Below are 16,033 nucleotides of genomic sequence, written 5' to 3'. Positions count from 1 at the left end.
TCAGGCCCTCTCCGCTTGCAGCACGCTGGCGTAATTCGCCACCGCCATGCCGCCCATGTTGAACACCAGGCCGAATTCTGGCTGCTGCAGGGCGATGCCCATGGGATTGCCGGTGAGCTGGCGGAACGCCATGGCGTGCATCGACACCCCGGTCGCGCCCACCGGATGGCCCTTGGCCTTGAGGCCTCCGGAGAGATTCACCGGCAGACGCCCGCCGGCCAGTACCGTGCCATCCTCCAGCGCGCGGAATCCCTCGCCCTTCGGTGCCAGCCCCATGGCTTCGTAGATCATCAGCTCGGCGATGGTGAAGCAGTCATGCACCTCGGCGAAGTGCAGGTCGGCAAGGGTCACACCGGCCTGCTCCAGGGCGGACCGGATCGCCCGTTGCGGACCTTCGAAGGCCAGGAAGTCCCGCCTCGAGAGGGGCAGGAAGTCGTTGACCTGAGCCATGGCGCGGATGGCCACGCTGCGGCGGAACTGCCTGGCCCGCTTCGCCGAGGCCAGCACGATTGCCGCAGCGCCGTCGGAGATCAGCGAACAATCGCTCAGGCGCAGTGGCGGCGCGATCAGCGGGTTGCTCTCGGACACCGTGTTGCAGTGTTCGAGGCTCATCTCACTGTGCATCTGCGCCAGCGGGTTGCTCATGGCATTGCCATGGTTCTTCACCGCTATGGCTGCCATCGCTCCCAGCGGGTCCCGGTAGCGCTCCCCATATTGCCGGGCGGCCATGCCGAACTGCTGCGGGAAGCTCAAGGCGGCCTCCTGGGGATCATTCTGGTAGCCGGCGCCAGCCAGGGCACGGGTGACGACGCTGGTGGAGTTGGACGTCATCTTTTCCGCACCGACCACCAGTACCAGTTCGGCAGCGCCCGAGCGGATCGCCTCGATCCCGGCCCGGATCGCCGCAGACCCCGAGGCGCAGGCATTTTCGCAACGGCTGGCCGGCTTGAAACGCAGTGCCGAGTCCGTCTGCAATACCAGCGAGGCCGGGAAGCCATCCGTCACCATTCCCGAGTTGAAATGGCCGAGGAACACCGCATCGATCTCGGCCGCTTCTACGGCGGCCTCCTCCAGCGCCTCGCGTGTCGCCTCGACGATCAGATCTTCGAGCGTCTGGCCGTCCAGCCTGCCGAAGCGAGTATGGCCGCTAGCCACGATGGATACCGAATCCGTGATCATTTGAATTGCCTCTGTTGTTGCCCGGTTGACGGCGGCTCGGCCGAGAAGGCGGCTTTCGCCACGGTCTCCCGTTGTTGTTATGAGGACCGAAAACCATGAGGTCTTGTAGCGACACCGGCCGGTACACAGCGGCGCTGTCGGTGTGCTGGACTTACGATGGCGCACGATGGGCACGCCCGATATGCGTGCAACTACGTACAGGCGTGAGTATTGGTTGCCGGGCGGATCAGGTCGTTTAGGCTGTACTTGAAGGCAAATCGCATGAAGGACAAGGTATGGCAGCACATACGTCCGAACCTGGCGATCTGGCCAGCCTGGCGTTCCGGGTTTCGCCAGCGCCGCAGGTGATCACCGGAAATCGCCGGATACTCGACTTCAACGAAGCGTTCCAACGCCTGTTCGGCTATGAGCGTCAGGAACTGCTTGGCCAGCTGATCCTGCGGCTCTATCCCTCGCGCGCCGACTACCAGGCGATTGGCGAGCGTTGCCTGAGCTGGCTGCGCAAGAGTCGCTCCTACTCCGACGAACGATTCATGCAGCAGTGCGACGGCAAAGTCTTCTGGGCGCACGCCGATGGCTACACGCTGACGCCCGAGGAACCCTTCCGGCTAATGGTCTGGCACTTCGAGCGCATCGACCGTTCCATCCGCGCGACAGTGAACCTGACGCCTCGCGAGCGGGAAATCTCCGCGTACATCGTCAACGGCCTTACCTGCAAGGAGATCGGCCGCAAGCTGGGAATTTCCCACCGGACCGTGGAGGTACATCGGGCGCGCCTGATGAAGAAGCTAACAGCAAAGAACAGCGCAGACTTGGTTTCCAAGATCATTGTTCTGAGTTGATTCAATCCGACGCCAGCGTCCGCTACTCACCCAACGCCACCTGGCGTGACGCGCAGCGGCACTCCAGTCGAGAGTGCCCCACGACAAGGCTGCTCTAACTGCCGCGGTAGGTGGAATACCCGTAGGGCGACACCAGCAGCGGCACGTGGTAGTGCCCCTCGCCGCCCAGCCCGACGCGCAGCACCACCACGTCGAGAAAGGCCGGCTCGGCCAGGCCCAGCCCGCAGCGGCGGTAGTAGTCGCCGGCGTGGAAGTGCAGCTCGTAGACGCCGGCGCGAAACGCCTCGCCCTCCAGCAGCGGCGCGTCGCAGCGCCCGTCGGCGTTGGTCATGGCCTGCGCCAGCAACTGCCGCCGTTCGCCGTCGAGGCGGTAGAGGTCGATGGCGATGCCCGCGCCGGGGCAGCCGTGGGTGGTGTCGAGCACGTGGGTGGTCAGTCTGGCCATGGGTACTGCGGAGCCGGGCGGCCCCTTCCTCCTGCATCCGGATGAGCGGTAGATTTGCAGGAAATACCCTTGTCCCGATAGTTTCAAGCCCAGAACCCCGCCGACAGGAGAGTCCCGTGACCAGTCCCTACCCCCGCGACCTGATCGGTTACGCCGGCCAGCCGCCCCATCCGCAGTGGCCGGGCGAGGCGCGCATCGCCCTGTCCTTCGTGCTCAACTACGAGGAAGGCGGCGAGCGCTGCATCCTCCACGGCGACCAAGAGTCCGAGGCCTTCCTCTCCGAGATGGTCGCCGCCCAGCCGCTGCCGGGCGTGCGCAACCTGTGCATGGAGTCGCTCTACGAATACGGCAGCCGCGCCGGGGTCTGGCGCCTGCTCGAGCTGTTCCGCCGGGAGGGCATTCCGCTGACCGTGTTCGCCGTGGCCATGGCTGCCGAGCGCCATCCCGAGGTCATCAGGACGATGGTCGCCGACGGCCACGAGATCTGCAGCCACGGCTATCGCTGGATCGACTACCAGTACCTGGACGAGGCCGAGGAGAAGGCGCACCTGGACCGGGCCATCGCCATCCTCCGCGACATCACCGGCGAGCGCCCGCTCGGCTGGTACACCGGGCGCCTCGGCCCCAACACCCGCCGGCTGGTGCGCGAGGAAGGCGGCTTTCTCTACGACTCGGACGCCTACGACGACGACCTGCCCTACTGGGACCCGGCGTCCAGCGCGGACAGGCCGCATCTGGTGATCCCCTACACCCTGGACACCAACGACATGCGCTTCACCCAGGTGCAGGGCTTCAACAGCGGCGACGACTTCTTCACCTACCTCAAGGACGCCTTCGACGTGCTCTACGCCGAGGGCGAGGCCGGCGCGCCGAAGATGCTCTCGATCGGCATGCACTGCCGCCTGCTCGGCCGCCCGGCACGTTTCGCCGCGCTGCGGCGCTTCGTCGACTACGTGAAGGGCCATGACAAGGTCTGGTTCGCCCGGCGCGTCGACATCGCCCGCCACTGGCACGCCACCCACCCCTTCCCGGGAGCCGGCCAATGACCGCCTTCGCCACCGTAAAGCCCTCGGCCTTGTCCCGCGAGGCGTTCATCGAAACCTTCGGCGGCGTCTACGAGCACTCGCCGTGGATCGCCGAAACCATCTTCGACCAGGGAATCGCTAGCGAAGACGATGACATCGAGCGCCTGCACGCGCGCCTGGCGCAGGTCGTCCGCGCGGCGCCCCGCGCGGCGCAGCTGGCGCTGATCCAGGCCCACCCGGACCTGGCCGGCAAGGCCGCGGTGCGTGGCGAGCTGAGCGCGGCCAGCACGGCCGAGCAGGCCGGCGCCGGTATCAAGGACTGCACGCCCGAGGAGTTCGAGCGCTTCGAGCGCCTCAACGCCGCCTACCAGGCGCGCTTCGGCTTCGTCTTCATCATGGCGGTGAAGGGCAGCGACCGGCAGCGAATCCTCGCCGCCTTCGAGGAGCGCCTGAACCACACGCCCGAGCAGGAATTCGCCCGCGCCCTGGCTGAAATCGACAAGATCGCCCTGTTCCGCCTGCAGGCGATTTGACATCCTCCCCGCCCTAAAGGACGGGGATTCCCACTGCTGGACGGCCATGCCCGACCGCGAGAATGTTCCTGGCCTCGTTCACATCGCGGTCGTGAGCGACACCGCACTCACAGCAGGTCCATTCCCTTATTCGCAGTCCGTTGACGCCCTGTGGGCCGCTGAGCGAGCCGCAGGACGAACAGGTGCGGGTGGTGTACGCCTCGCCGACTTCCTTGAAGACGATGCCTGCGTGAGCGCACTTGTAGGCCAGCAGCGTCTTCAACTGGCCCCAGCCGGCATCGAGCACCGACTTGGCCATTGGGGTCTTCACAAGTTTCGTGGGCGATACATCCCCCACGTGGATTTCGCCGTAGCGGTTCACCAGTTGCCGGCTGAATTGGTGCAAGGCGTCCTTGCGGCGGTTGGCGATCCTGGCGTGGATCGCCCGGGTACGGGCCTTCTTGCCGGCGCGCTGGGCAATTGCCAGCTTCGCCTCCAGATCGCGGTAGAAGCGGCCGCTCTCCAGTTTCGTGCCATCGCTGCAGGTGGCCACGTCCTTGAGCCCCAGGTCGATGCCGACCGCCCCCTGCCCGAGCGACGGGTGCACATCGACCTCGACGACGACATTGAAGTACCAGCGGCCCCGCGCTCCTCGCTGAAGCGGCCCGAGCGAAAACGGTACCGGCCCAGGCCGTAGCTGTCCCAGACCTTGAAGCAGTGGCCGTTGTGACAGACCTGCCCGCTCTTCCATTGAGCGGCGCCCGACTTGAAGGGAATCCAGCCCAGCGAGCGACGGACACCCCCTGACTTGCGCCAGTTGAGGCGAGCCTTCCTGAACTGCCTGCGGCGCGTGGCGTACTCCCGCGACACCTCTTGCAGCGTCTGGGAATGGAGCCCCAGCGCGTTGCCGGAGCCCTGGGTGTAGCGGTCCATGTCGTAGGCAGACAGAAACAGACCGCGCTCCCGAAGGGCTCGGCAGCTGAGTTCGTTCAGATAGTTCCAGACGAAGTTCACGCTGCGGGCCATCTGGCGCAGCAGCGGCGCGTGCTTGTCCCGAACACGAACCTTCAGGGTCTTGGTCTGCTTCATACTGTTCATATATACAAGACATGCTTGGAAGGCAAGCCACGGAGGGAGCGCTGCGCGCTCCGCGCTATTCATCCCCGCACCAGAAGTACGGGGCTTTCCGCGCATTCCCGGTAAGCAAGAGCGGTTCGGGCCCGTCGAGCGAATAGTCCGGCCCGGCGGCCCAATCGGAAGCAGGGCGCCTTCGACGAGCTGCCCTGTACCGAGCGTCTTCCAGAGCGCCCCTTGCCGGCTCATACCGGCCCAGTCCATGTCCCATCGCAGGGCATCAATCGAATGCACCGGAACTGGCTCGGCAGAGTTGCGTTTCCCTGAGTCCCATTCCAGATACAGAAAAAGCCTCCTAGGCTCTTCTTGGCACACATTCTGCTCGGTCTGACTGGCCTGACCAGTCGGACTGCAACTTCCAGGAAGAACCCATGCCCAGTATTGTCAACATTGCCGCCCAAGCCCTGCAGCGGCGCATCATCGACGGGGAATTTCCCGTCGGCAGCGCACTGCCCTCCCAGCGTGAACTGGCGGAACAGCTGCTGATCAGTCGTGCCTCGCTGCGCGAAGCCATTTCCACTCTCGAAACACTCGGCCTCGTTCGCTCCCAGCCAGGAAAGGGCGTGTTCGTCACCGCAGGCCGCCAGCCCGACCCGGCCGATCCGCCGCGTGGTACGGCGACCATGACTCCGCACGCCCTGATGGAGTTTCGTGCAGCCCTCGAGCCAGCCTGGAGCGGGCTCGCCGCGCATCGCATCGACCAGGCCGGCCGAAAGCGGCTGGAGAGCATCCAGCGGGGCATGGAGGATGCGCTCAAGGCATGCGATCTGGTGATGGCCTCCGACTGGGACCTGCAGTTCCATCTCTGTCTGGCCGAACTTTCCGGCAACCCCGGCCTGATCGACACGGCCCGCCTGTTCAGGGAGCAGATCGGCCACAGCCTGCGCCTGCCATTCTCCAACCCGGCCAGGATCTGGGAGCCGGCCGACGAACACCGCCAGATCATCGAGGCCGTCCTCGCCGCTGATCCGGCGGGAGCCAGCCGAGCCATGCGGGGCCACCTCACCGCCTCCGCCGGACGCATCGGCTTGCCATCCCCTTTCTTCGATTCCTTACCGGAGCCTCGGTCATGAATTGCCGCCGCTTCTCTCTTTCCCGCCTGCCAGGCCTCGTTGCCGGTGCGCTGCTGGCCTCCATGCTCGCTGTCGTCCAGGTACAGGCGGACACGCTGGCCGACATCCAGAAGACCGGGAGCCTGCGTGTCGCCGTGCCACAGGACTTCCCGCCGTTCGGCAGTGTCGGCCCCGATCTCGAGCCACGCGGATACGACATCGACATGGCCCGCCTGATCGGCCAGGAACTCGGTGTCCCGGTCGAGCTGGTTCCGGTGACCAGCACCAACCGCATCCCCTATCTGACCACCGCCAAAGTCGACCTGGTGATTTCCAGCCTGGGCAGAAACCCGGATCGCGAGAAGGTGATCGACTTCTCCGAGGCCTATGCCCCTTCTTCAACGGCGTATTCGGGCCGAAGGACGCGCCGTTGTCGACGTTCGAAGAGCTGGCCGGCAGGACCGTAGGCGTGACCCGCGGCGCGGTGGAGGATCTGGAGTTGAGCCGGGTCGCCCCGGCCACGGCCATCATCAAGCGCTTCGAGGACAACAACGCCACCCTCGCGGCCTATCTCAGCGGCCAGGTCGAGTTCATCGCTACCGGCAACGTGGTCGCCGCCAGCGTCAGCGAACAGGTTCAGGAACGGCCGCTGGATGTCAAGGTCATGATCCAGAACTCGCCGTGCTATATCGGTATCGCCAAGGGTGAAGAAAACCTGAAGGCTCGCGTCAATGCGATCATTGCCGCGGCCAAGCAGGACGGCAGGCTCGACGCCATCGCCCAGCGCTGGCTGAAAGCACCGTTGCCGGAGGAGCTCCGAGTGGTCGCAGCCCCGTCGTCGGCCCAACAGTCCACGCAGGCTTACCGGTTCGATTTCGCCCCGGTATTCGAGCAGAGCGGCCTGCTGCTGTCGGGAGCCGCCTTCACGCTGACGCTCACTGCCGTCGGCACCCTGTTCGGCCTCGCCCTCGGCATCTGCGGTGCGCTCTGCCGCGCCTGGCGGATCTCCCCCTTCGATCGTCTGTTTGGCGTCTATGTCGAGGTGATCCGGAACACGCCCTTCCTCGTCCAGCTTTTCTTCATCTTCTTCGGCCTGCCCGCACTGGGGGTGAAGCTGGGTGAGTGGCAGGCGGCAGTGCTGGCAATGGTCATCAACCTGGGCGCCTACTCCACCGAGATCATTCGCGCCGGCATCCAGGCGACGCCGCGCGGCCAGCTCGAGGCCGCCCAATCGCTCGCCCTCACTCGGCTGCAAACGTTCCGCCATGTGGTGCTGCGACCGGCACTGACCAAGGTATGGCCGGCACTTACCAGTCAAGTGATCATCGTCATGCTGGGTTCGGCGGTGTGTTCGCAGATCGCTGCCGAGGAGCTGACCTTCGCCGCGAACTTCATCCAGTCGCGCAACTTCCGCGCCTTCGAAACCTATTTCATCACCGCCGCGCTGTACTTTGTCATGGCTCTGCTGGTCCGCCAGCTGCTGAGCTGGATCGGCCAGCGCCTGATCGTCGGGAGGGCGCGCTGATGCTCGTCCAGTTCACCATCTGGGATATCGTTCGAAATCTGCTCGAGGGTGGCAAGTGGACCCTGGCCCTGTCGTTGATCGCCTTTCTGCTCGGCGGCACCGTCGGTCTGCTCGTCCTGTTCGCCCGCCTCGCACGCAATCGCCTGTTGCAGGCGCTCGCCAAAGGCTATATCGAGGTGTTCCAGGGCACGCCGCTGCTGATGCAGCTGTTCATCATCTTCTTCGGCCTCTCGCTGCTGGGGCTGGATGTCTCGCCGTGGCTCGCTGCTGCTGCCGGTCTGACCCTGTTCACCAGCGCCTATCTGGCCGAGATCTGGCGTGGTTGCGTGGAGTCGCTGCCGAAGGGCCAGTGGGAGGCATCGGCCAGTCTGGCCATGTCCTACACCCAGCAGATGCGCCACGTCATTCTGCCGCAGGCACTGCGCATCGCCATCGCCCCTACCGTGGGCTTTTCGGTACAGGTGATCAAGGGTACCGCGGTGGCTTCGATCATCGGCTTTGCCGAGCTGACCAAGACCGGCTCCATGCTGGCTAACGCCACCTTCCAGCCGCTGCTGGTATTCGGTCTGGTGGCGGTCGGCTACTTCGCCCTGTGTTACCCCCTGTCGCTGTATGCGAAACGTCTCGAGAGGAAATTCCATGTCGCTCGTTAAGATCGTCGGCCTTCACAAGCATTTCGGGTCCAATCATGTCCTGAAGGGCATCGATCTGGAGGTCGCCCAGGGAGACGTGGTGGCCCTGATCGGCCGCAGCGGCTCGGGCAAGAGCACCCTGCTGCGCACCATCAACGGCCTGGAAAGCACCGATCGGGGCGAATTGCTGGTCGACGGCACTGCGCTGCACGACGGCCAGGGCGACCTGCGTGCGCTGCGCCAGAAGGTCGGCATGGTGTTCCAGCAATTCAACCTGTTTCCCCACCTGAGCGCCGGCGAGAACGTTATGCTGGCGCCCACGCTGGTGAAGGGGCTGGCGAAGCGGGAAGCCGAGGACATTGCCAGGGAAATGCTGCTCAAGGTCGGCCTCGCCGACAAGTTCGCCAGCTACCCCGACCAACTCTCCGGCGGCCAGCAGCAGCGGGTGGCCATCGCCCGTGCACTGGCGATGCAGCCGAAAGTGCTGCTGTGCGACGAAATCACCTCGGCACTCGACCCGGAACTGGTCAACGAGGTACTGGCGGTGGTGCGCCAGCTCGCCGCCGAAGGCATGACCCTGATCATGGTCACCCATGAAATGCGTTTCGCCCGTGAAGTGGGCAACAAACTGGTATTCATGCATCAAGGCAAGGTGCATGAAATGGGAGATCCGCAGGCGTTGTTTGCTAATCCGGCCACACCGGAACTGGCACAATTCATCGGTTCGGTCAGTTAATGAAAATCAAGACACCTGATTATCCAAGCCCCCTTCCAAGAGAGCATCCACCATACACCGAGCGCATCTTGTGAAGTCCCGAAAGATTGCCCTGTTCCGTCTACAACAAGCGTGAGCCTTCCATGAAAAGAACGTATGACGCGCCCTTCGAGAAATACCTGAACCTCGCCGACGCCCGCCTCGGCACCCGCGCCCTCTACGTCACCGACGACTGGTTCGCGCCGGTCGAGCGGATGCTCCAGCCCACCGAGCCCGAGTGGAAGGAGGGCGTCTACGACGACAACGGCAAGTGGATGGACGGCTGGGAGTCGCGGCGCAAGCGCTTCGAGGGCTACGACCACGCGGTGCTGCGCCTCGGCGTGCCCGGCTCGATCAAGGGCGTGGACATCGACACCCGCCATTTCACCGGCAACTACCCGCCGTCCGCCTCGCTGGAGGCCTGCTTTCTCGCCGAAGGCGATCCCGACGAACACACCGAATGGGTCGAGGTGCTGCCGGCGGTCGAACTCAAGGGCAACAGCCACCACTTCCACAGTGTCGCCGACCCGCGTCCCTGGACCCACCTGCGCTTCAACATCTACCCGGACGGCGGCGTGGCGCGCCTGCGCGTCTACGGCATCCCGCACCGCGACTGGAGCACGGTCGGCGCCGACGAGTCGCTCGACCTGGCCGCCGCGCTCAACGGCGGGCGCGCCCTGGCCTGCTCCGACGAGCATTTCGGGCGCATGGGCAACCTGCTCAATCCGGGACGCGGGGTGAACATGGGCGATGGCTGGGAAACCGCGCGCCGCCGCACGCCGGGCAACGACTGGGTGATCGTCGCCCTCGGCCATCCCGGCGAGATCGAGCGGATCGTCGTCGATACCCTGCACTTCAAGGGCAACTACCCGGACAGCTGCTCGATCCAGGCGGCCTTCGTCAAGGGCGGCACCGACAGCCAGATCGAGACCCAGAGCCTGTTCTGGCGCGAGCTGCTGCCCAGCCAGAAGCTCTCGATGCACCAGGAGCACGAGTTCGTCGAGCAGATCAGACCGCTCGGGCCGATCACCCATGTGCGCCTGAACGTCTTCCCCGACGGCGGCGTCAGCCGCCTGCGGCTGTTCGGCCAGCTGGCCAGGTAGCCCGTAGGAGCCAGCTTGCTGGCGATGCTTTCATGGCCTCCGATCGCCAGCAAGCCGGCTCCTACGACTCGGATTTGAAGCTGCCATTTTTCATTGAGAGCCCAGCCCATGCGCACCCTGAGCATCGAACCCCTGAGCAAGGCCGCCTTCGCCCCCTTCGGCGAGGTGATCGAGACCGAAGGCAGTGACTATTTCATGATCAACAACGGCTCGACCCGCCGCTATCACGCCCTCGCCCAGGTGCAGACCAGCGCGCCGGAGGACCGGGCCATCGTCAGCATCTTCGTCGCCCGCACGCTGCCGATGCCGCTGACCATCCGCATGCTGGAGCGCCACCCGCTGGGCAGCCAGGCGTTCGTGCCGCTGCGCGGCAACCCCTTCCTGATCGTGGTCGCCCCGCCGGGCGACGCCCCGCGCCCGGAACAGGTCCGCGCCTTCCTCGGCAACGGCCGCCAGGGAATCAACTACCAGCGCGGCGTCTGGCACCACCCGGTGCTGGCGCTGGCGGACGACGACGAATTCCTGGTGATCGACCGCAGCGGCGCCGGCGCCAACTGCGACGAGCATTTCTTCGGCGAAGACGAGCAACTGCTCCTGCGCCATCCGTGACAGACAGGGTCCGCCGCCGCGGGCCAGAGGTATCTTGCGTGGAAGCACACCTGACCGAATGGCTGAACCTCGCCATCCGCTGGATTCACATGATCGTCGGCATCGCCTGGATCGGCGCCTCCTTCTATTTCGTCTGGCTGGAGAACAACCTCGACCGGCGCGATCCCCGCGCAGGGCTCGCCGGCGATCTCTGGGCGATCCACGGCGGCGGCATCTATCATCTGGAGAAGTACAAGCTGGCCCCGCCGCGCATGCCGGAGAAGCTCCACTGGTTCAAGTGGGAGGCCTACAGCACCTGGCTGTCCGGCGTCGCCCTGCTCGGCGCGGTCTACTACCTGAACCCGAGCCTCTACCTGCTCGCCCCCGGCAGCGCGCTGCCTCCGGCGGCGGCGGTGGCTCTGGGCTTCGGTTCGCTGATCGCCGGCTGGTTCGTCTACGACTGCCTGTGCGACTCGCCGCTGGGCAAGCGCCCGGCGCTGCTCGGCAGCGTGCTGTTCACCCTGATCGTCCTCGCCGCCTGGGGCTACAGCCAGGTGTTCGGCGGCCGCGCCGCCTACATCCACACCGGCGCGCTGATCGGCACCCTGATGGTCGGCAACGTGTTCCGCATCATCATGCCGGCCCAGCGCGATCTGGTGAAAGCCATCGAGGAAGGCCGCGCGCCGGACCCGCGCCTGCCGGCCAAGGGCCTCTTGCGTTCGCGGCACAACAACTACCTGACCCTGCCGGTGCTGTTCATCATGATCAGCAACCACTTCCCCAGCACCTACGGCAGTCCGTGGAACTGGGCGATCCTCGCCGCCCTCTCGGCGCTCTCGGTGCTGGTGCGCCACTACTTCAACACCCGCCACGCCAGCCAGCGCTTCGCCTGGGCACTGCCGGCCGCGGCCCTGGGGCTGCTCTGCCTGGCCTTCGTCAGCGCGCCGCGGCAGACGCCCGCACCAGCCGCCGGCAGCACGCCGCCGGCCGGCCAGTTCGCCCGGGTCGCCGCGGTGATCGAGGAACGCTGCACGGCCTGCCACTCCGCCCGGCCGAGCAGCCCGCTGTTCGCCAGCGCGCCGGGCGGGGTGATGCTCGACAGTCCCGAGCAGATCCGCGCCCTGGCGCCGAAGATCCACGCCCAGACGGTGGCCAGCCAGCTCATGCCACTCGGCAACCTCACCGGCATGACGGTGGAAGAACGCGAGCTGATCGGCGCCTGGATCGCCGCCGGAGCGCGGATCGACTGAAGCGGGCGGACATCGCACACTCATTGACCTTGGCCGGTACTCCGCCCCCGCGATACCGCACAATCCGCGCAGGGGCTGGCCGGTTTTCACGCCGACGCAATTAGCAATACCGCCAATGGCACCAATGGCACCCCACTGCTAGCCTCCTAGACAGAGTCCGTTCCGGCGTCGGACGAGAACAAGAAGATCGGGGGTTCCCCATGAGCAAGCAAGGCGCCATTACCCGCGTCAGGCTGCTGATCGATGGCTGTTTCGTCGACTCTACCAGTGAGCAGTGGCGCGACGTGGTCAACCCGGCCACCCAGGAAATCCTGACCCGCGTCCCCTTCGCCACCGAGGCGGAGCTGAATGCGGCGGTGGCCAGCGCCCGCGAAGCCTTCAAGAGCTGGCGCAAGACGCCGATCGGCGCCCGCGCCCGCATCTTCCTGAAATACCAGCAGCTGATCCGCGAACACCTCAAGGAACTGGCGGCGATCCTCACCGCCGAGCAGGGCAAGACCCTGGCCGACGCCGAAGGCGATGTGCTGCGCGGTCTGGAAGTGGTCGAGCACGCCGCCGGCATCGGCAACCTGCAGCTCGGCGAGCTGGCCAACAACGTGGCCGCCGGCGTCGACACCTACACCCTGCTGCAGCCGCTCGGCGTCTGCGCCGGCATCACCCCCTTCAATTTCCCGGCGATGATCCCGCTGTGGATGTTCCCCATGGCCATCGCCACCGGCAATACCTTCGTCCTCAAGCCCTCCGAGCAGGACCCGATGGTCAGCATGCGCCTGGCCGAACTGGCCCTGGAGGCCGGCGTGCCGCCGGGGGTGCTCAACGTGATCCACGGCGGCGCCGAGGTGGTCGACCTGCTCTGCGACCATCCGGACATCAAGGCGATTTCCTTCGTCGGCTCGACCCGCGTCGGCACCCACGTCTACCAGCGTGCCAGCCAGGCCGGCAAGCGCGTGCAGTGCATGATGGGCGCGAAGAACCATGCCGTCGTCCTGCCCGACGCCCACCAAGAGCAGACCCTCGCCAACCTGGCCGGCGCCGCCTTCGGCGCGGCGGGACAGCGCTGCATGGCGCTGTCGGTGGCGATCCTGGTCGGCGAGGCGCGGGCCTGGCTGCCGGAGCTGGTGGAAAAGGCCCGGACCCTTAAGGTCAGCGCCGGTACCGAGCCCGGCAGTGACCTCGGCCCGCTGATCTCCCGCGCAGCCCTGGAGCGGGTCGGCGGCCTGATCGAGCGCGGCGTGCGGGAAGGTGCCCGCCTGGAGCTGGACGGCCGCAACCCCACCGTGGCCGGCTACGCGCAGGGCAACTTCGTCGGCCCGACGATCTTCTCCGGCGTCAGCGCAGACATGAGCATCTACCGCGAGGAGATCTTCGGCCCGGTGCTCTGCGTGATGCAGGCCGAGACCCTCGACGAGGCCATCGCCATCGTCAACGCCAACCCGAACGGCAACGGCACGGCCCTGTTCACCCGCTCCGGCGCCGCCGCCCGGCACTTCCAGGAGGAGATCGACGTCGGCCAGGTGGGCATCAACGTACCGATCCCGGTGCCGGTGCCGATCTTCTCCTTCAGCGGCTCGCGGGCCTCCAAGCTCGGCGACCTCGGCCCCTACGGCAAGCAGGTGGTGCAGTTCTACACCCAGACCAAGACCGTCACCCAGCGCTGGTTCGACGAGAGCGAAGTCGGCGGCCCGGTCAACACCACCATCACCCTCAAGTGAGCCGCGGAGGAAATCGTCATGCACATCGGTTTCATCGGACTCGGCAACATGGGGGCGCCGATGGCGCGCAACCTGCTCAAGGCCGGTCACCGGCTGAGCGTCTGCGATCTTTCCGCAGCGGCCGTCGCCGCCCTGGCCGAAACCGGTGCGAGCGCCTGCGACTCGCCCGCCGCCGTGGCGCGCAGCGAAGCCGAGCTGATCATCACCATGCTGCCCGCCGCCGCCCATGTGAAGGCGGTCTACCTGGGCGAAGGCGGCCTGCTCGACCAGGTCCGCCCCGGCCTGCTGCTGATCGACAGCTCCACCATCGACCCGCTGAGCGCCCGCGAAGTCGCCGCCGCCGCCCGGGCGCACGGCAACCCCATGCTCGATGCGCCGGTTTCCGGCGGCACGGCAGGCGCCGCGGCCGGCAGCCTGACCTTCATGGTCGGCGGCGCCGCGGAGGATTTCGAACGCGCCCGGCCGATCCTCGCCGCCATGGGCAAGAACATCGTCCACTGCGGCGACGCCGGCAACGGCCAGGTGGCCAAGGTCGCCAACAACCTGCTGCTTGGCATCTCGATGATCGGCGCCGCGGAGGCCATGAGCCTGGGCGTGGCGCTGGGCATGGACGCCAGGGTGCTGGCCGGGGTGATCAACAGCTCGAGCGGCCGCTGCTGGAGTTCCGACACCTACAACCCCTTTCCCGGCGTGCTGGACGACGCCCCTGCCGCGCGCGGCTACCGCGGCGGCTTTCGCAGCGACCTGATGCTCAAGGATCTCGGCCTGGCCAGCGAGGCCGCCCGCCAGGTCGGCCAGCCGGTGTTCCTCGGCGCCCTCGCCCAGCAGCTCTACCAGGTTTTCGTCGCCCAGGGCCATGAGGCCCTGGACTTCTCCGCCATTATCCACCTCTACAACAAGGACAATCACCCATGACGCACCTTTCCGACTGCCCCGTACTGGTTACGGAGAGCAACCGCATCGGCCACCTGACCCTGAACCGCCCGGACAGCCTCAACACCCTCACCCTGCCCATGGTCTGCGCCCTGCATCGCCAGCTCGAGGCCTGGGCGGCGGACCCGACGATCCTCGCCGTGGTGCTGCGCGGCGCCGGCGACAAGGCCTTCTGCGCCGGCGGCGACATCCGTGCGCTGTACGACAGCTTCCGCGCCGAGGACGGCCGCCACATGACCTTCTTCGAGCGGGAATACGCCCTCGACTACTATCTGCACTGCTATCCCAAGCCGGTGCTGGCCCTGATGGATGGCCTCGTCCTCGGCGGCGGTCTGGGCCTGGTCCAGGGCAGCATGCTGCGGGTGATCAGCGAACGGACCCGGGTGGGCATGCCGGAAGTCGGCATCGGCTACTTCCCGGACGTCGGCAGCAGCTATTTCCTCTCCCGCCTGCCCGACGCCCTGGGCCTCTACCTGGGTGTCACCGGCGTGCATCTCTCGCCTGCCGACGCGCTCTACGCAGGTCTGGCCGACTGGTACCTGCCGAGCGAGGGCTTCGCCGAGCTGGAGCGCAGCCTCGATGACCTGAGCTGGGACATTCACCCACGCCAGGCGCTCGGCAACCTGCTGGCCGCCTTCGGCAAGCGCCATTTGCCCGGCGCGGAACTCAAGAAGCTGCATCCGGCCATCGAAACCCACTTCTCCCTGCCGGACATCCCGACCATCCGCGCCTCGCTGCTCGCCGAGCACCGCCCGGAATACCGCGCCTGGGCCGAGGAAACCGTCCGCCTGCTGGACAGCCGCTCGCCGCTGGCCCTCTGCGTGACCCTGGAGCTGCTGCAGCGCGGCCGCCACCTGTCCCTCGACGACTGCTTCGCCCTGGAACTGCACCTGGACCGCCAATGGTTCGCCGAGGGCGACATCATGGAAGGCGTGCGGGCGCTGCTGGTCGACAAGGACAAGTCCCCGCGCTGGAACCCGCCGACCCTCGCCGAAGTCAGGCCAGAGCAGGTCCAGGCCTTCTTCGCCGACTTCAAGCCCGGCGAGGAGCGGGTGGTTCCGCTGATGTAAGCAAGCATCCCCTGACCGCTCCTCCGGCGCCCTGAATCTCGCCGGCCTCCTTTTCAAGGGGGCCGGAAGGATTGCACATGCGCCCCGCCGAAGATCATCCCGCCTGCCCGCTCGCGGGTCCGCACTGCAGCAACAGCAAAGTCCAGAACAGAGCCCCGGAGTCTGCTCGCTGCCCCGTGTAAGCCATGACCTACAAAAATTCGGGAACCTTGCCAATTTCTTCGATGCGGCCGTCCCGGTAGATTTACTCCCACAGCGACATCGAAGGAACGATGTA

Annotated in this window: 16 protein-coding genes and 1 pseudogene; 14 read left to right on the top strand and 3 right to left on the bottom strand. The window is 66.3% G+C overall.

Going from position 1 to position 16,033, the window contains the following annotated elements:
* Window positions 1–1,179 (bottom strand): acetyl-CoA acetyltransferase, encoded by a 1,179-nt coding sequence (locus ACG10_RS08450; RefSeq protein WP_089167888.1) that lies wholly within the window; start codon window positions 1,177–1,179, stop codon window positions 1–3.
* Between the two features lie 275 nt (window positions 1,180–1,454).
* On the opposite strand from ACG10_RS08450, the gene ACG10_RS08440 reads away from it, so the two are divergent.
* Window positions 1,455–2,021 (top strand): LuxR C-terminal-related transcriptional regulator, encoded by a 567-nt coding sequence (locus tag ACG10_RS08440; RefSeq protein WP_089167887.1) that lies wholly within the window; start codon window positions 1,455–1,457, stop codon window positions 2,019–2,021.
* A gap of 94 nt (window positions 2,022–2,115) precedes the next feature.
* Here ACG10_RS08440 and uraH read toward each other — a convergent pair whose 3' ends face one another.
* Complete coding sequence (gene uraH / locus ACG10_RS08435; protein ID WP_089167886.1) at window positions 2,116–2,466, bottom strand: hydroxyisourate hydrolase; 351 nt, start codon at window positions 2,464–2,466, stop codon at window positions 2,116–2,118.
* Between the two features lie 116 nt (window positions 2,467–2,582).
* Between uraH and puuE the strand changes: the two genes are divergently transcribed.
* Both puuE and uraD read left to right on the top strand, forming a co-directional pair.
* On the top strand, window positions 2,583–3,512 hold the full coding sequence (puuE, locus tag ACG10_RS08430; protein ID WP_039804688.1) for an allantoinase PuuE: 930 nt from the start codon (window positions 2,583–2,585) through the stop codon (window positions 3,510–3,512).
* A complete protein-coding gene (gene uraD / locus ACG10_RS08425) occupies window positions 3,509–4,024 on the top strand; it encodes a 2-oxo-4-hydroxy-4-carboxy-5-ureidoimidazoline decarboxylase (RefSeq protein WP_089167885.1) in 516 nt (171 codons plus the stop codon). Before puuE ends, uraD begins: the two co-directional genes overlap by 4 nt.
* Before the next feature lie 13 nt (window positions 4,025–4,037).
* On the opposite strand, the gene ACG10_RS24330 is transcribed toward uraD, so the two are convergent.
* Window positions 4,038–4,610 (bottom strand): RNA-guided endonuclease InsQ/TnpB family protein, encoded by a 573-nt coding sequence (locus ACG10_RS24330; RefSeq protein WP_232487210.1) that lies wholly within the window; start codon window positions 4,608–4,610, stop codon window positions 4,038–4,040.
* Window positions 4,611–5,508: 898 nt separating this feature from the next.
* Here ACG10_RS24330 and ACG10_RS08415 point away from each other — a divergent pair.
* The 11 genes and pseudogenes from ACG10_RS08415 to ACG10_RS08365 all read left to right on the top strand — a co-directional run bounded on the left by ACG10_RS08415 (window position 5,509) and on the right by ACG10_RS08365 (window position 15,756).
* On the top strand, window positions 5,509–6,210 hold the full coding sequence (locus ACG10_RS08415) for a FadR/GntR family transcriptional regulator (protein ID WP_039804692.1): 702 nt from the start codon (window positions 5,509–5,511) through the stop codon (window positions 6,208–6,210).
* Window positions 6,207–7,006: pseudogene (locus ACG10_RS08410) on the top strand (transporter substrate-binding domain-containing protein); the annotation flags it as partial. The gene ACG10_RS08415 and the pseudogene ACG10_RS08410, both read left to right, overlap by 4 nt.
* Before the next feature lie 3 nt (window positions 7,007–7,009).
* Window positions 7,010–7,714 carry an amino acid ABC transporter permease gene (locus ACG10_RS08405; protein WP_052264017.1) on the top strand — a complete coding sequence of 235 codons (705 nt, stop codon included), beginning with the start codon at window positions 7,010–7,012 and terminating at the stop codon, window positions 7,712–7,714.
* Window positions 7,714–8,367, top strand: coding sequence for an amino acid ABC transporter permease (locus ACG10_RS08400; RefSeq protein WP_089167884.1), 654 nt, complete (start codon window positions 7,714–7,716; stop codon window positions 8,365–8,367). Before ACG10_RS08405 ends, ACG10_RS08400 begins: the two co-directional genes overlap by 1 nt.
* Window positions 8,354–9,082, top strand: a complete 729-nt coding sequence (locus ACG10_RS08395; protein WP_089167883.1) for an amino acid ABC transporter ATP-binding protein — start codon at window positions 8,354–8,356, stop codon at window positions 9,080–9,082. The genes ACG10_RS08400 and ACG10_RS08395 overlap by 14 nt, the downstream gene beginning before the upstream one ends.
* Before the next feature lie 122 nt (window positions 9,083–9,204).
* Window positions 9,205–10,203: an allantoicase gene (gene alc, locus ACG10_RS08390; protein ID WP_089167882.1), complete on the top strand. Its 999-nt coding sequence runs from the start codon at window positions 9,205–9,207 to the stop codon at window positions 10,201–10,203.
* A 108-nt stretch (window positions 10,204–10,311) separates the two neighbouring features.
* Window positions 10,312–10,812, top strand: a complete 501-nt coding sequence (locus ACG10_RS08385) for an ureidoglycolate lyase (RefSeq protein WP_089167881.1) — start codon at window positions 10,312–10,314, stop codon at window positions 10,810–10,812.
* A gap of 38 nt (window positions 10,813–10,850) precedes the next feature.
* Entirely contained in the window at window positions 10,851–12,041 is a 1,191-nt protein-coding gene (locus ACG10_RS08380) for a urate hydroxylase PuuD (RefSeq protein ID WP_089167880.1), read from the top strand.
* 200 nt (window positions 12,042–12,241) lie between these two features.
* Window positions 12,242–13,753 carry a CoA-acylating methylmalonate-semialdehyde dehydrogenase gene (locus ACG10_RS08375; protein WP_089167879.1) on the top strand — a complete coding sequence of 504 codons (1,512 nt, stop codon included), beginning with the start codon at window positions 12,242–12,244 and terminating at the stop codon, window positions 13,751–13,753.
* A gap of 18 nt (window positions 13,754–13,771) precedes the next feature.
* Window positions 13,772–14,668, top strand: coding sequence for a 3-hydroxyisobutyrate dehydrogenase (gene mmsB, locus ACG10_RS08370; protein ID WP_089167878.1), 897 nt, complete (start codon window positions 13,772–13,774; stop codon window positions 14,666–14,668).
* Entirely contained in the window at window positions 14,665–15,756 is a 1,092-nt protein-coding gene (locus ACG10_RS08365) for an enoyl-CoA hydratase/isomerase family protein (RefSeq protein ID WP_039804711.1), read from the top strand. Before mmsB ends, ACG10_RS08365 begins: the two co-directional genes overlap by 4 nt.
* Window positions 15,757–16,033 lie beyond the last annotated feature (277 nt).

Origin of the sequence: Azotobacter chroococcum, assembly GCF_002220155.1 — a bacterium.
GTDB classification, from domain to species: domain Bacteria; phylum Pseudomonadota; class Gammaproteobacteria; order Pseudomonadales; family Pseudomonadaceae; genus Azotobacter; species Azotobacter chroococcum.
This window is presented reverse-complemented; position numbering and strand designations above follow the sequence as displayed.

Coding starts and splice junctions, on each gene's coding strand:
- ACG10_RS08450 (WP_089167888.1), bottom strand. CDS start 1,179: ATGATCACGGATTCGGTATCCATCGTGGCTAGCGGCCATACTCGCTTC.
- ACG10_RS08440 (WP_089167887.1), top strand. CDS start 1,455: ATGGCAGCACATACGTCCGAACCTGGCGATCTGGCCAGCCTGGCGTTC.
- uraH (WP_089167886.1), bottom strand. CDS start 2,466: ATGGCCAGACTGACCACCCACGTGCTCGACACCACCCACGGCTGCCCC.
- uraD (WP_089167885.1), top strand. CDS start 3,509: ATGACCGCCTTCGCCACCGTAAAGCCCTCGGCCTTGTCCCGCGAGGCG.
- ACG10_RS08415 (WP_039804692.1), top strand. CDS start 5,509: ATGCCCAGTATTGTCAACATTGCCGCCCAAGCCCTGCAGCGGCGCATC.
- ACG10_RS08400 (WP_089167884.1), top strand. CDS start 7,714: ATGCTCGTCCAGTTCACCATCTGGGATATCGTTCGAAATCTGCTCGAG.
- ACG10_RS08395 (WP_089167883.1), top strand. CDS start 8,354: ATGTCGCTCGTTAAGATCGTCGGCCTTCACAAGCATTTCGGGTCCAAT.
- alc (WP_089167882.1), top strand. CDS start 9,205: ATGAAAAGAACGTATGACGCGCCCTTCGAGAAATACCTGAACCTCGCC.
- ACG10_RS08385 (WP_089167881.1), top strand. CDS start 10,312: ATGCGCACCCTGAGCATCGAACCCCTGAGCAAGGCCGCCTTCGCCCCC.
- ACG10_RS08375 (WP_089167879.1), top strand. CDS start 12,242: ATGAGCAAGCAAGGCGCCATTACCCGCGTCAGGCTGCTGATCGATGGC.
- mmsB (WP_089167878.1), top strand. CDS start 13,772: ATGCACATCGGTTTCATCGGACTCGGCAACATGGGGGCGCCGATGGCG.
- ACG10_RS08365 (WP_039804711.1), top strand. CDS start 14,665: ATGACGCACCTTTCCGACTGCCCCGTACTGGTTACGGAGAGCAACCGC.